Raw genomic sequence first — 13,962 nt, forward strand, 5'->3', positions numbered from 1 at the left:
CTGCTCGATCAGTTTCGCCAACTGCATCCTGGCTGGCTTGCGCTCGCTCTGATGGCCGGTCTGTCACAGGTAGTGCTGTCGGCCTGGCGATGGCGATACACGGCTCGGCAGTTGAACCTGACATTGTCGGGCAAACGCGCCGTCGCCGACTATTTTCTGTCTACACTGGTCAATCAGGTCATGCCCGGGGGCGTGCTCGGCGATGTGGCGCGCGGTGTCCGTCACGGCGCAAGGCTCAGCCAGGGAGAGCAGGAGCGCCGCTATGGCGTGGCCGTGCGCGCCGTGATGCTGGAGCGTCTGTCAGGCCAATTGGTTCTGGTGCCCGTGTTGATCGGTCTGCTGCTGCTGACGTCTGTCGGTCAGGACCTGCTGCGACTCGCCTGGACTGCGGCCGGCTGGCAAATCCTCTCTGGGCTGGTCCTGCTGGCGGCGCTGATGATCCTGTTGCGCGCCACCCGCCATCTGCCCTGGCCGCAGTCGCTGGTGGCTCTGGCCAAAGTAATGCACGAGGAGGCCTGGCGGGCCCTGCTGCGCTGGCCGGTCTGTGCCTGGCAACTGGTGTCTTCCTGCGCCGTGATCGGCAGCTATCTGCTGCTGTTCATTCTTGCCGCGCGAGCACTCGGTATAGACACTTCGATCTGGATTCTGTTGCCGCTGATACCCCTGGTGCTGCTGGGCATGCTGGTGCCCTTGACGGTATCCGGCTGGGGCGTCAGGGAGAGTCTGGCCGCTGTGCTCTGGCCGCTGGTTGGCCTGCCGGCGGAAGAAGGCGTTGCGATATCCGTGCTGTATGGCCTGATGGTATTGCTGTCCAGCCTGCCCGGGCTGTTCACGCTGCTGCGGGATGCGCTGTATCACTCCAGAATCAGATCAAACAAGGTGTCACGACCCAGTTCGAAGCGCCTGAAATCCGGGCGCAAGGCATCATCAAGCTGATCCAGCGGACTCATGGTAAACGCCGGTAAACCCGAGCCCAGAATCACCGGCGCCACGATAAGGTGCAGTCTATTGAGTTGGCCGGCCTCGAGAAAGCGCGATACGGTCAGGCCGCCGCCTTCCACCAGCACACGACTCAACCCTCGAGCCTGCAATGCCCCAACCAGAGCCCGAATGGGGCAGGCCCCGGCCTCGGAAGGCGCGATGACAAGCTCCTTGACCTGCTCGCTCGGGGGCTCTGCAAGCCCCGAGGTGCGCACCACGCGCACAGTCGGTGCCGCATCGTCGCTGAACAGACCGAGGGAGTTAGGCAGTTTCCGCTCTCGGTCCAGTACCACGCGCACCGGATTGTCACCGGGCACAGCGCGCACTGTCAGTTGCGGGTCGTCTGCTGCCGCCGTGCCACTGCCAATGATGACGGCGTCTACCAAAGCGCGCAGACGGTGCAGATGCTCAATACCCTCCGGATCATTGATATAGCGTGATTCACCGCTATCGGTCGCGATACGCCCGTCAAGACTTTGTCCCAGTTGGCCAATCACCCAGGGGGTACCCGGTGGCTGACACAGGGGCAGGTAGCGTTCAAAAAGATGCATAGCCTGCTCGGTCATCTGCTCAGGCAGCTGCCAAGCGTCATCGGCAAACCGCTTCAGGCGCGTATCCCTCTGGCCGTTGACGATGCCCAGCATCATGCGCCACGCGGTCTCCTGGTCAATCTCTGCTGATTCTGCGGTCACGCCCTTGCCCTTTGACTGGTTGATCCTGATGGTTTCACCGCCGATCATGTCCCGACGGCATGTCTGCATGTGTTTACGGCGTTGGTGTCCGTTCCGATCTTAAAGCCTTTGCGATCAAGCTGGCCATTGATGTCATGCCGGACTGATACATTTCACCTTACCTCAACACAGGCCGGTGCTCTTTCAGGTATACTCGTGTCCCGATTGGCCAATACCGAATCAGCCATTCGGGACATCAAACCGTTTCATTTGTGAAAGGACCTTGAGCTGCATGATCAAATTGAGAAAACTGGTGCGCTTTATCCACCTGTTACTGTTGATCATACTGGGCGTGTTGATCACCCTGGTTCTGTGGGTGCCGCGCCGCCTGCGGCTGACCAGTATGGATACCGTGCTGGTTGTTGCCGGCTGGTGGTTTCGCCGCATTCTCGGAGCGCTTGGCGCGCGTGTGCGGGTAGAAGGAAATATCAGCCAGCGCCCGGGCATGTGGATCAGCAATCACATTTCCTGGCTTGATATTGTCGTTATCGGCAGCCGTGCACCGGTGCATTTTGTATCCAAGTCAGAGGTGGCTCGCTGGCCGGTCATCGGGTTTCTTGCCCGCGAATCAGGCACCTTGTTCCTGCGCCGGGGGGCCAATGAGTCCGGGCAACTGGTACGCGCCATGTCAGAGCGCATACAGGAAGGTCATGGGGTCCTGTTCTTCCCCGAGGGCACGACCGGTGCGGGCCACTTTCTGCGCCGCTTTCATCCGCGCCTTTTTGCCGCCGCTATTGACCTGGAGCAGCCGGTCGTTCCCCTCGCCATCCGCTATGAAAGCGAGACCCAACCGCACCCGACTGTCCCCTATCTCGACAAGCAATCTTTGCTGGCCAACCTCTGGCAGGTACTGGGAGAAAAACGACTGGATATCACTCTGTTCGCGCCCGAGCCCATTACCGACATTGGTGATCAGCGCCGAGTGCTCGCAGAGCGCAGCAGAGAGGTCATTCGGGAAGCAATGGGAATGGAAGCGCCGGCGCTCCCTCCCGAGTCGGTCTCTGCAAGACGACGTTCCGGGGGCCGGCAACTGCACCCACCCTCGGAAGTCACCGAAGACCGGTGACTGTCATGCGTCTGACCGGACGCTGACAGTCCTCGTTTAGAGAACTCGCTTAAGGGTCTGATCGACCATCAGCAAAGCACGGTCAGCTGACACGTCCGAATTCTGGATTTTGAACAACAGACCGTTGACCAGGCCCAGATACCCTTCGGCACGCAGAGCGTCACCGTCCAGTGCTTGCTCTATTACCGCTTCAACCTGTCGATATCTGGGATGGCGGAAAATGGATTGCTGCCCCCAGTGACCGGGGAAAAAAAGCAATGACATCTGGCTGCGATGCGCCAGCCAGAAACTCGCATACGCCATCAGTATCTTCTGCGGCCCCTGGTTTTCCAGGCGCGCCGCGTCGAGTGTTTCAATGAGCTGCCCCAAAGGCACCTCCACCAACGCATCCAGGATGTCTTCCTTGTTGGTAAAGTAGTAATAGATAGAAGGAGGCGCGCATGGAATCAGGCTCGCGATCTTACGTATGGATACACCCCGGGCTCCATGTTCCTGCAGCAAGTGGGAGGCGGTATCCAGAATCTGCTGCCGCGAGATCCTTGCGCGACGCCTTTCCGGACCAGATTGGTTCATATTGTTATCTTCCGCTTATCAGGGAATGACTCAGTGGGAACATCATGATACAGACTATATTACACTGACCACTGTAAAAACATTGGTGTAACAGTGTTCTAATTCGAAAAATAGTGTGATTTTTTCGACACATTTGTGTCTTGGTGTGAACGATAGTCTGTAAGAAGCCCGATTAGCGGTGGTGGCAGGTACAGGTGCTTTGCTAAAATGCAGCGGTCGACATGAATAAAAGGGTATATCCATGGCTCGTGTATTGGTGGTAGAAGATTCACCCAGCACGCTGGCAGCCTTTCGCAAGGCTCTGGAAAACGCAGGTCACTCGGTGATTGCGGCGGCTGACGGTAACGAAGCCATTGGCAAGGCGCGGGCAGATCAACCTGACGTCATCCTGATGGACATAGTGATGCCGGAGATGAACGGCTTTCAAGCAACTCGGCGCCTTACCAGCGATGCGGAAACCTCACATATCCCGGTGGTCATGGTCACCACCAAAGACCAGGAGACAGACCGGATGTGGGGCAAGCGTCAGGGTGCAGTCGGCTACCTGACCAAACCGGTGACCGACAAGGATCTGGTTCGCGAAGTAGAGCGTGTCCTGACCTGATCAGACAGATTTTCAGCGGGCCTGCATCACTTGCACGGCCCTGACATTTTCCACCATGGTCAATATCGGCTGCAGCAAGCGTCCGACCTGACCATTGCCCGCCTCCTCAACCGCTGAACTGATAACGTCTCCGGCATCATAGCGCAGCCGATCTGACAGTTTCTGGCTCACTTCGGTCAGCGCCGTAGCTTGTGAGGGCGAAATCCATCCCCGCTCATAAAGCGCCTGCCGCAACTGGCTGAGCTCGGAGAATCCGACATCCTCTACCTGCACGTCTCTGGCAAGCGCATGCAGATCATACAGGCGATCACTCCAGAAGACGGCATCCTCGTTCCACTCCCCCGGTTTGACCTCGGCGCCTGCAACAGCCGAGGCCTCTGCACTCTGCTGTGCCGCCTGCAGGTGGTTGCCCATGTTCTGATTCTGCGCGTAATGACTGGCACCAACTTGCATGTCTGAAAAGCTCCGGGTGTTGTTACACCTTGCTGGAGCAATTAGCCTGCCAAGTCTGGACGGGCATCAAGGAGTGAGGAACAGAGGGTATCGGCGGGAGTTGTGGGCAACAGGATCACCTGAACAGGCAGCGGATTGCCGCCCGCGGCATGCGGGCGGCAAGCAACGAAGACTGTTCAATCGTCGCGGTAATTCTGCTCTTTGCGCTCCTGGCGCATTTTTTCTTCGGCACACAGGGTCGCTGTCGGGCGGGCCAGCAAACGGCGTATACCGATGGGTTCACCGGTCACTTCGCAGTAGCCGAATTCACCTGAGTCCAGGCGCTTGATGGCTTCACCAATTTTCGGCAAAAGCTTGCTCTGCCGGTCAAGAAAGCGCAACTGCAGGCGGCGCTCTTCTTCCAGCGCAGCCTTGTCCAGTTCATCGGCTTCATACTGCATGGTCTGCAGCTCTTTGCGCGCCGAATCAATATGCTGGCGAATATCATCGGCCATTTCAGTGAGCAGATGGCGGAAGAACTCAACCTGTTCTTCGTTCATGTACTCTTCTTCCGGTGCCGCAATCAGCTCTTCTTCAGTCAGCATAGTCACCTTCCTACGGTCTGGACAGGCCTTCCGCAGCCCGTCCCTTATAAATCGGGGACGCATGATATATCATACGCCTCTGGTTGAATAGCATTCTGATTTCCAATCTGTCGTCCAGCAGGACCCTATCCATGGAACATGTATTCCGATTGACCCTGGCCTGCCCGGATCGGGTCGGTATTGTAGCCCGAGTGAGCAATTTTCTCGCGCAGTATAATGGCACCATCATTGAAGCCAATCAGCATGCCGATATTCGGGAAGGCTGGTTTTTCCTGCGTAACGAGATCAAGGCAGACTCCCTGCCCTTCGATATCGATACCTTTCGCCAGGCCTTTGCACCCATCGCCAGAGACCTCGAGATGTCCTGGGATGTGCATGACTCAAGAGCTCGGCGGCGTGTCGTGATACTCGCCTCGAAGGACAACCACTGTCTGGCCGACCTGTTGAACCGCTGGCATTCCGGCGACCTGGACTGTGACATTCCGTGCGTCATTGCCAATCACGACCACCTGCGTGGCCTGGTGGAATGGCATGGCATCCCCTTTCATCATGTACCGGTCGACCCCGATGACAAGGCGGGCCACTTTGCCGAAGTGGAAGCCCTGGCCAAAGAGGTTAAGGCCGACACGCTGGTTCTTGCCCGCTACATGCAAATTCTCCCCGCCGACCTCTGCGCCCGCTGGCCGCTGCGCATCATCAACATCCACCACAGTTTTCTGCCATCCTTTATTGGTGCCAAACCCTATCACCAAGCCTTTGAACGCGGGGTCAAACTGATTGGTGCCACCTGCCACTATGTAACAGAAGACCTGGATGCCGGACCGATCATCGACCAGGACGTGACCCGTGTCAGTCATCGGGACGAGGTCGCCGAGATGGTACGCCGAGGCAAGGATGTGGAGCGCGCCGTGCTGGCCCGCGGGTTGCGCTGGCACCTTGAAGACCGGGTTCTGGTGCACGGCAACAAGACCGTGGTTTTCGAATAGTTGAGCCCTAAACCGTGGCGCAGAGCCGCGACTTTCACTAATCTAGAGATACCAGGAGGGGATCATGAAATATCAGGCACTGAGTCCACACTATGCGATTGCGCCGCAGATCAACCCACAGGATGTCGCAACCATCAAGACCGACGGTTTTGGCATTGTCATCTGCAACCGGCCGGACGGCGAGGAACAGGGTCAGCCCACAGCAGACAGCATCCGCCAGGCGTGCGCGGAAGCTGGCCTGGAATTCCTGCACTGTCCGATGAACGGGCCTGAGACCCGTCCTGATGACGTGGCCCGCCTGCAGAAGTTGCTGCAGGGAGACAGCAGGATTCTGGCCTTTTGCCGCACCGGTAATCGCAGCAGTATTTTCTATCAAAAGGCGACTGAGTGACCCCGGAGCGAGACTATATCCGCTTGCTGCTGGAGGACCTGCGCACAGAGATGCGTCGCCAGGGGTGCTGGAGTGAGCAGCCACCGCCGGCAGACAGCCTGAGCAGCAGTGAGCCCTTTTGCGTGGATACGCTGCGCCTGGAGCAGTGGTTGCAATATGTCTTTATTGGCCGTCTGGAGGCCGTACTCGACCGCCAGGCCCCATTGCCGGAGCGCTGCGACATCATGCCCTATGCCGAAGAGCAACTGCGCCACTGCGAGAATCCCGCAGCCCTGCTGCGTATCCTCGGCAAGCTCGATATCATGGTAACACGAGCGGTCTGAGCGGCCACTTTCACCCGGCTTCCGCCACGTGAAAAACCCAGTAATTCACTCAAGTAATTTGGTAACCCCCTTGGGTTTCGCTATAATCGACCCCACCTTAGCTGGCAGCGACGCGTCAGGGTGGGCCCTGATGCTTCATTCATCACGACAATCGAGGGATTTCGACATGGCATTTGAATTACCTGAGCTTCCATACGCCAAAGACGCTCTGGAACCTCACATTTCAGCCGAGACGCTGGAATACCATCACGGAAAACACCACGCCACCTATGTGACCAAGCTGAACGGTCTGGTGCCGGGTACAGAATTCGAAGGGAAATCACTGGAAGAAGTCATCAAGTCTTCCTCGGGGCCGGTGTTCAACAACTCGGCCCAGATCTGGAACCACACCTTCTACTGGCACTGCCTCAGCCCCAATGGCGGCGGTGCTCCCACTGGTGCGCTGGCTGACGCCATCAATTCCAAATGGGGTTCTTTCGAGAAGTTCCGTGAAGAATTCGATAACAAGGCCGTCAACAACTTCGGTTCGAGCTGGACCTGGCTGGTCAAACTGGCCGATGGTTCACTGGACATCGTCAACACCAGCAATGCCGGCACACCGCTGACCGAGTCCGGCATGACGCCGCTACTTACCGTTGACCTGTGGGAACACGCCTACTATATCGACTATCGCAATGCCCGGCCCAAGTACCTGGAAGCCTTCTGGAAACTGGTCAACTGGGAATTTGCGGCAGAGAACTTTGCCAAGTAAGTTGCCGCAGACCTGAACAGGTCGCAAGGCATACTCAGAAGGGCGCCCGATGGCGCCTTTTTTGTGCCTGACAGAGCGGACTGTACAAACATCCTTTACGAATCCTCTGGCAGCGGTTGTTCCCCCGCAAACTGGACGTATAATGGCCGATCAGGTTTATCTGATGTGGTAGAGCCATGACCCAGAAAAAATCCAATGACCTGAGCGACTTGCCTCGCATGGTTCCGGACCGGGATGAAATTGTCCGGCGCCGCGGCAAGTCTGCGGGTACGCCTCCCGGCGGGAATGGAACAAACGGCGGTGCCCCCAAAGGGCCATCCGTCTGGCCACTCTATTGCATCGTGCTGATACTGGCCAGTGGCCTTGGGTATCTGGGTTATGAATTTCTCGAGGCACAGGGCAAACTGGAGCAGGCCGAAGCAGCCAGTGAAGACGCTGAGGCGAGACTGTCCGAGCTCGAGAACCAGCTGTCGGCGACCGATGAAAGCCTGACCCTGAATGAAAGCGCTATCCAGTCCAACTTCAACAATATCACCAGTGAAATCCGCCGCCTGTGGGATGTAGCTGATGGTCGCAACCGGGATTGGATTCAGGAAAACCGGGAGCAGCTGTCAGGTCTTAGCGGGCTGCCAGAGCGCTTCGACACGCTGGAAAGCCAGTTGAATACCATGACGGCTCAACTGGACCAGGTCTTCGACGAACTGGAGGATGAAGTCGCCAGTCGCAGGGCCCTGCAGGACGATGTGCAGTCCTTGCTGTCGGCGCAAAGTGACCTTGTAGCCGCAGTTGAGTCCCTGCAGGAGCGCGAAGACGAGGTGATTGCCCGCCTGGACATCGTCAGTGTGCGCGTCGAGGGTGCCATGGAACTGAGCACCGACATGAGCCAGCAACTCAACCAGCTCGACGGTGACCTGACGACCCTGGCCCAGCAACTGGAACAGGAAGCCGATACCCGCTCATCACTGAGCGATACAGTCAGCCAGTTGCGCAGTCGCATTAACCTGCTTGAAGAAGGCGGCGTGGGCGAAGGGTTCGAAGACCTGATCAGTCGAGTTGATGCCATAGATATCGCCCGCACCGACACCATCCAGCGGCTGTCGAATATCCAGTCGCAGATCGGCGAGTTGCGCGACCAGGTGCGAGCGCTCGAAGAACAATAGCCGCTGGCCGACCCTTCAGGTCAGCAGTTCCGCCAGCAAATCGCCGGGCGGGAACGGTCGCCCGCGTTCGTTCAGACCGGCGGCAGTGATTCGTGCCTGCAGCATCAAGGTGCCGTCGGCGCGCACTATGTCCTGCAGAAAATCGAAGCGCAACCGACCGTTTTTTGCCGTATTGAGCCCCACATGGAAATCATCTCCGGGGCGCAGCGAGCGTTTGTAGTTCAGTTCGGCACGCACGACCACCAGATGTATGCCTCGCGCTGTCAGGGCCGCGAAGTCGAGCCCTCGGCTGAGCAGAAACTCATGGCGCGCGTGCTCCAGGTACTGCTGGTAGACAGCATTGTTGACGATGCCCTGCAGATCGCATTCATAGTCCCGGACTTTGAGCGGAAGTTGAAACTGGTAAGACAAGACTGGCGCCCCCTGGCCACACGTTGATTCAGCCCTATCTGTATGGGCACGCGAAAAGACTACAACACGCTTGTCCTTTCGTCACCTGTCAGGTCAGTTGCAGCATTTCGGTGCAGCGTTGATAATGACAGCCCGTTTTGTCCCCCGGCGAACAAGGACGCCCGCACATGTCCGATACACCACTGCACGACAATCACGGCCTGCGCTGGCTGCTGGGTATGGCCAGCGTCATCGTCATCATCGCTGGCCTGAAGTCGGCCGAGGCCATTGTTATACCCATCATGCTGGCGTTGTTCATCAGCATCATCAGTATTCCGCCCATGCGCTGGCTGATCCGGCACAAGGTGCCGCCCATTTTGGCGGTGCTGACCATCATCGCCATCATTGTCGGTCTGGGCAGTATTCTGACCATTATAGTGATCAGTTCAATTGATACGCTTATGGACCGACTGCCGGACTATCAGGAAAGGCTGGAAGACTCGATGTTCGACATCCTGCCCCATCTGGAGCAGTTCGGCATTCCGGTCGAGCGGGACGCACTCGTGGAACAGTTCAACCCCGGTCAGGCCATGGACCTGTTTGGTCGCACCCTGAGTGGTCTGGGTAATGTGCTGACCAGCACCTTCCTGGTGGTGTTTATTGTGCTTTTTATCCTGCTGGAGCAGGCAGGTCTGCCGGAAAAGTTGCGCAAGGCACTGCCCAATGCAGAGCGGTCGATGGCCAACACCTCGGGGTTTATCCGCCAGGTCAACAAGTACCTGGTGATCAAGACGTCCATCAGCCTGGTTACCGGCACCGTCATTACGCTTTGGCTCTGGTTTCTCGGGGTGGACTTCGCTGTACTCTGGGGCCTGATCGCCTTTCTTATGAACTTCATACCCAATGTGGGCTCCATTCTGGCGGCCATTCCGGCCGTATTGCTGGCCATTGTGCAGTTGGGCTTCGCCGACGCCGCACTGGTGGCCTTGGGCTTCCTGGCTGTCAATGTTGTGCTCGGCACGCTGATCGAACCCCGGCTTATGGGCAGCGGTCTCGGCCTGTCACCTCTGGTGGTCTTTCTATCCTTGATCACCTGGGGCTGGCTGTTTGGACCGGTAGGCATGTTCCTCTCCATCCCGCTGACCATGATCGTCAAAATAGCGCTGGAAGAAAACCAGTCTACCCGCTGGATTGCCATCATGCTGGGCAATGCCAGAGAGGAACTGCCCGCACATGTCGAGCGACCACGGCCTGAGGAAGAAGACATAAGCCTGTCTGGAGATTCAGCGGATTCATGAGCCATGGCAATTCGCGCCCGGTCAGCAGTAACCAGTCCGGGCCGCATGAAGACCTGGTTGCGACCGTGGTGCGGTTCCGGGCGGGGACCGAGTTCCGCAAGCCCATTGCCTCGTTCAACCGTGTCGCTTTTGCACAGGCTGCCGACTGGCTGAACGCCAGACCCGGCCCCTGGATTCTGGACGCCGGTTGCGGTACCGGCGACAGTACCTGCAGGCTGGCCGAACGGTTTCCCGATTGCAGTGTGCTGGGTGTTGATCGTTCCGAGCATCGCCTCAGTCGGAAGCATTCAGTACCTGACAACGCTATGCTTCTGCGTGCTGATCTGGTCGACTTCTGGCGTCTGGCCGCGGCCGCCCGCTGGCAGCCCAAACAACACTATCTGCTTTACCCCAACCCCTATCCGCGCCGTCAGCAGTTGAAGCAGCGCTGGCCAGCCCATCCGGTTTTTCCCGCCATCATGCAATTGGGCGGTCACCTGGAATGCCGCAGCAACTGGCCGATCTATGTGCAGGAAATGGCGTTGGCGCTGGCTCACTATGGTGTTGCCGCTGAAGTCAGCCAACTGGATGCACCGGAAGGTCTGACGCCTTTTGAGAGGAAATATCACGCCAGCGGCCAGCCCCTGTGGCGCCTTTCTGTAGACCTGAATCACTTGGAGCCGGCGGTCAACTGAGACGCCGATAGCCTGCAGCCTCCGCGCAAGGCATGGACTCTGGGACAGCGGGTGGCCGGTGCAGCAGACACACGCAAAACTATGTCATCACCAAAACCGATCAATTCATTTAATAAATTCTATTGTACAGAGCAGGACTTGACGACTATCGTGTAACTCGACTGGGAAGACCGTCGAGTACTGGAATCACGACAAGACTCCAGTCTGGAAGCCATGGCAGGAAAAGTGGCTCAGATACGGTAAAATCATTCATGATCACGACAGTCTAATTCCAACGACAAGAGGTGCACTATGTCACTTAAAGGATCCAAGACCGAGCAAAACCTGAAAGACGCCTTCTCCGGCGAATCACAGGCCAACCGCCGCTACCTGTATTTCGCATCCAAGGCAGACATCGAAGGGTACAACGATGTAGCCGCTGTTTTCCGCTCCACGGCGGAAGGTGAAACCGGCCATGCGCACGGACACCTGGAATACCTGGAAGAAGTGGGCGATCCGGCAACCGGTCTGCCCATCGGTGAAACCGGTGACAACCTGAAGGCCGCTGTTGCAGGCGAAACCCACGAATACACTGATATGTATCCGGGGATGGCCAAAACCGCTCGCGATGAAGGCTTCGATGAAATCGCTGACTGGTTCGAAACTCTGGCCAAGGCTGAGCGCAGCCACGCCAACCGTTTCCAGAAGGCACTGGACAATCTGGACGCCTGATCCGGATTGGTGACTGCAAAACCGGGGCTCAGGCCCCGGTTCTGTTAGTGGGTGTCTTGCAGAACAACTTTTGCGCTGTGACTCCTGTCTGCAGGCGCGCGGAACGGCATGCTGTAACGACCACCTACTTCATCTCTTTTCAGTACAGAAGAATAATCAGCTTCGAAGGTAAGTAGCATGACGACGCAAACTACCCGTGAAGGCAGCCTGGAGGCGCCCACACGGCATACGATCGACTGGCAGAACCCCGAATTCTACGATCAGGATGCGCTCAACAAAGAATTGGAGCGCGTCTATGATATCTGCCACGGCTGCCGTCGCTGCGTCAGTCTCTGTGAATCCTTCCCTACCCTGTTTGACCTTGTCGACGAGTCCGAGACTTTGGAAGTGGATGGTGTCGCCAAGGAGGATTACGTCAAGGTGGCCGATGAGTGCTACCTGTGCGATATGTGCTACATGACCAAGTGCCCCTATGTGCCGCCTCATGAATGGGCAGTGGACTTCCCGCACCTGATGCTGCGTACCAAGGCCGTCAAGTTCAAGAACCAGGGCGCCTCTCTGCGCGATCGCATGATCACCAGCACGGACGCGGTCGGCAAGATGGCGTCCATTCCAGTGGTCGATGTCACTGTAAATGCGATGAACAAGAACGGCCTGTTCCGCAAGGCGCTGGAGAAGACGTTCCATATTCACCATGAAGCACCGCTGCCACAGTATCACAGCAAGACGCTGCGCAAGCGGACCAAGGGCATGGTGAAAAACCTTGAACCCAAGGCGGTCAACGGGACTACGGGCAAGGTAGCGTTGTTTGCGACCTGTTACGGCAATTTCAACAGCCCGCACCTGGGTGATGACTTCTTCAAGGTCTTCCAGCATAACGGCATTCAGCTCGAACTGACGCCGCGCGAAAACTGCTGTGGCATGCCCAAGATGGAAATGGGTGATCTTGAAACGGTGCAAAAACTCAAGGAAGGCAACATTCCGATGCTGGCCGACCTGGTGGATCAGGGTTATGACCTGATCGGCCCGGTGCCGTCCTGCGTGCTGATGTTCAAACAGGAGCTGCCGCTGATGTTCCCCGACGACGAACAAGTCAGGAAGGTTCAGAAGGCTTTCTTTGACCCGTTCGAGTACCTGTGGCTGCGTCACAAGGGCGGTGAACTCGACACCGATTTCAAGACCTCGCTCGGCGATATAAGCTACCAGGTGGCCTGTCACCTGCGCGTGCAGAACATCGGTATGAAAACCCGTGATGTATTGCAACTGGTGCCGGACACCAAGGTGGCGCACATCGAGCGCTGCTCGGGCCATGATGGCACCTACGCCGTGCGCGAAGAGACACGAAAGAACTCGGTGAAAATCGCCCGCCCCGTGGTGCGCAAGGTGGATCAGCAGAAGGCGCCGCACTTTGTCAGCGACTGCCCGATGGCTGCCGAGCACATTGGCCACCTGGCCGAGAGCGTGCGCGAAGCCGAGCATCCGATGACGCTGCTGCGCATGGCTTATGGACTGGATTGAGGAGAGTTGAACGATGACAAAACTGACCCGCGAATCACTCTGGTCACTGGAAGAATATTCCAACCGGCGCAATGATTTCCGAACGGAGGTCATGGCACACAAGAAAGACCGGCAACTGAATCTTGGCGAGCATGTGCGCCTGCTGTTCGAGGACGAAAAGACCATCCGCTATCAGGTTCAGGAGATGCTGCGCATCGAGAAGGTGTTCGATGCCGAAGGCATTCAGGATGAACTGGACGCCTACAATCCGCTGATCCCGGACGGCAGCAACTGGAAAGCCACCATGATGATCGAGTATCACGATGTCGATGAGCGCAAGCGTCAACTGGCACGACTGATTGGCATCGAAGACACGGTCTGGTTGCAAGTCGAAGGCTATGCCAAGGTGCACCCGATCTGCAACGAAGACCTGGAGCGCTCGACCGACGAAAAGACATCCAGCGTCCATTTCATGCGCTTTGAGCTCAGTGCGGACATGGTTAGCGCAGCACGCAGTGGCGCTGCTATTATGGCCGGCATTGACCATGACAATTACCGCGTGGAGTCCTTCGAAATCCCTGAGGCAACACGACATTCACTGGTGAGTGATCTGTCTGAAGTCCATTGACGTAAAAAAAGTAGCAGCAAGTTTGAACGTGATTTCGTACAGAACCGTGTTAGTCCGATGAAGATACGAGTGCGAGTACGGCCGCCCCCCGGGGCGGCTTTTTTTAGGTTCATCGCACCTTTCCGGGAAAGGCGGACTTAATCTTTAAAAAGAAGTAGTCG

The 13,962-nt window shown here is 57.4% G+C and carries 18 protein-coding genes; 13 read left to right on the plus strand and 5 right to left on the minus strand.

Annotated features, from left to right (window positions below; all coding sequences use genetic code 11):
- Positions 1–936 (plus strand): lysylphosphatidylglycerol synthase transmembrane domain-containing protein (locus tag LAT62_RS13050; RefSeq protein WP_293384631.1); only part of this gene is annotated, 936 nt, incomplete at its 5' end.
- Here LAT62_RS13050 and LAT62_RS13055 read toward each other — a convergent pair.
- Entirely contained in the window at positions 855–1,742 is an 888-nt protein-coding gene (locus LAT62_RS13055; RefSeq protein WP_293384634.1) for a RibD family protein, read from the minus strand. The two genes, LAT62_RS13050 and LAT62_RS13055, sit on opposite strands and share 82 nt — an antisense overlap.
- A 202-nt stretch (positions 1,743–1,944) precedes the next feature.
- Between LAT62_RS13055 and LAT62_RS13060 the strand changes: the two genes are divergently transcribed.
- On the plus strand, positions 1,945–2,778 hold the full coding sequence (locus tag LAT62_RS13060) for a 1-acyl-sn-glycerol-3-phosphate acyltransferase (RefSeq protein ID WP_293384637.1): 834 nt from the start codon (positions 1,945–1,947) through the stop codon (positions 2,776–2,778).
- 36 nt (positions 2,779–2,814) lie between these two features.
- Here the strand turns inward: LAT62_RS13060 and LAT62_RS13065 are convergent, their stop codons facing one another.
- On the minus strand, positions 2,815–3,351 hold the full coding sequence (locus LAT62_RS13065; protein ID WP_293384640.1) for a TetR/AcrR family transcriptional regulator: 537 nt from the start codon (positions 3,349–3,351) through the stop codon (positions 2,815–2,817).
- 241 nt (positions 3,352–3,592) lie between these two features.
- Here LAT62_RS13065 and LAT62_RS13070 point away from each other — a divergent pair, with 241 nt between their 5' ends.
- Entirely contained in the window at positions 3,593–3,955 is a 363-nt protein-coding gene (locus tag LAT62_RS13070) for a response regulator (RefSeq protein WP_293384643.1), read from the plus strand.
- A gap of 12 nt (positions 3,956–3,967) precedes the next feature.
- Here the strand turns inward: LAT62_RS13070 and LAT62_RS13075 are convergent, their stop codons facing one another.
- On the minus strand, positions 3,968–4,408 hold the full coding sequence (locus LAT62_RS13075; RefSeq protein WP_293384646.1) for a hypothetical protein: 441 nt from the start codon (positions 4,406–4,408) through the stop codon (positions 3,968–3,970).
- Between the two features lie 176 nt (positions 4,409–4,584).
- Positions 4,585–4,992, minus strand: coding sequence for an RNA polymerase-binding protein DksA (dksA, locus tag LAT62_RS13080; protein WP_293384649.1), 408 nt, complete (start codon positions 4,990–4,992; stop codon positions 4,585–4,587).
- 131 nt (positions 4,993–5,123) lie between these two features.
- Between dksA and purU the strand changes: the two genes are divergently transcribed.
- The 5 genes from purU (at position 5,124) to LAT62_RS13105 (ending at position 8,603) form a co-directional block, all read left to right on the plus strand.
- A complete protein-coding gene (purU, locus tag LAT62_RS13085) occupies positions 5,124–5,978 on the plus strand; it encodes a formyltetrahydrofolate deformylase (RefSeq protein ID WP_293384652.1) in 855 nt (284 codons plus the stop codon).
- A 64-nt stretch (positions 5,979–6,042) separates the two neighbouring features.
- Complete coding sequence (locus tag LAT62_RS13090) at positions 6,043–6,369, plus strand: TIGR01244 family sulfur transferase (RefSeq protein ID WP_293384655.1); 327 nt, start codon at positions 6,043–6,045, stop codon at positions 6,367–6,369.
- Positions 6,366–6,692, plus strand: a complete 327-nt coding sequence (locus LAT62_RS13095) for a YqcC family protein (RefSeq protein WP_293384658.1) — start codon at positions 6,366–6,368, stop codon at positions 6,690–6,692. Before LAT62_RS13090 ends, LAT62_RS13095 begins: the two co-directional genes overlap by 4 nt.
- A 166-nt stretch (positions 6,693–6,858) precedes the next feature.
- Positions 6,859–7,443: a Fe-Mn family superoxide dismutase gene (locus LAT62_RS13100; RefSeq protein WP_293384661.1), complete on the plus strand. Its 585-nt coding sequence runs from the start codon at positions 6,859–6,861 to the stop codon at positions 7,441–7,443.
- Positions 7,444–7,619: 176 nt separating this feature from the next.
- Positions 7,620–8,603: a hypothetical protein gene (locus LAT62_RS13105; protein ID WP_293384664.1), complete on the plus strand. Its 984-nt coding sequence runs from the start codon at positions 7,620–7,622 to the stop codon at positions 8,601–8,603.
- Positions 8,604–8,618: 15 nt separating this feature from the next.
- On the opposite strand, the gene LAT62_RS13110 is transcribed toward LAT62_RS13105, so the two are convergent.
- Positions 8,619–9,014 (minus strand): thioesterase family protein, encoded by a 396-nt coding sequence (locus tag LAT62_RS13110; protein ID WP_293384667.1) that lies wholly within the window; start codon positions 9,012–9,014, stop codon positions 8,619–8,621.
- Between the two features lie 167 nt (positions 9,015–9,181).
- Here LAT62_RS13110 and LAT62_RS13115 point away from each other — a divergent pair, with 167 nt between their 5' ends.
- From LAT62_RS13115 to LAT62_RS13135, 5 genes are all read left to right on the plus strand, one after another.
- A complete protein-coding gene (locus tag LAT62_RS13115; protein ID WP_293384670.1) occupies positions 9,182–10,291 on the plus strand; it encodes an AI-2E family transporter in 1,110 nt (369 codons plus the stop codon).
- Positions 10,288–10,965: a methyltransferase domain-containing protein gene (locus tag LAT62_RS13120; RefSeq protein ID WP_293384673.1), complete on the plus strand. Its 678-nt coding sequence runs from the start codon at positions 10,288–10,290 to the stop codon at positions 10,963–10,965. Before LAT62_RS13115 ends, LAT62_RS13120 begins: the two co-directional genes overlap by 4 nt.
- A gap of 291 nt (positions 10,966–11,256) precedes the next feature.
- The gene (locus tag LAT62_RS13125) at positions 11,257–11,676 is read left to right on the plus strand and encodes a rubrerythrin family protein (RefSeq protein WP_293384676.1); all 420 of its coding nucleotides are present in this window, start codon (positions 11,257–11,259) and stop codon (positions 11,674–11,676) included.
- A gap of 177 nt (positions 11,677–11,853) precedes the next feature.
- On the plus strand, positions 11,854–13,194 hold the full coding sequence (locus LAT62_RS13130) for a heterodisulfide reductase-related iron-sulfur binding cluster (protein ID WP_293384679.1): 1,341 nt from the start codon (positions 11,854–11,856) through the stop codon (positions 13,192–13,194).
- Between the two features lie 13 nt (positions 13,195–13,207).
- The gene (locus LAT62_RS13135; RefSeq protein WP_293384682.1) at positions 13,208–13,801 is read left to right on the plus strand and encodes a DUF3501 family protein; all 594 of its coding nucleotides are present in this window, start codon (positions 13,208–13,210) and stop codon (positions 13,799–13,801) included.
- Positions 13,802–13,962 lie beyond the last annotated feature (161 nt).

Origin of the sequence: Natronospirillum sp. (assembly GCF_022565775.1) — a bacterium.
In the GTDB taxonomy this organism is placed as follows: domain Bacteria; phylum Pseudomonadota; class Gammaproteobacteria; order Pseudomonadales; family Natronospirillaceae; genus Natronospirillum.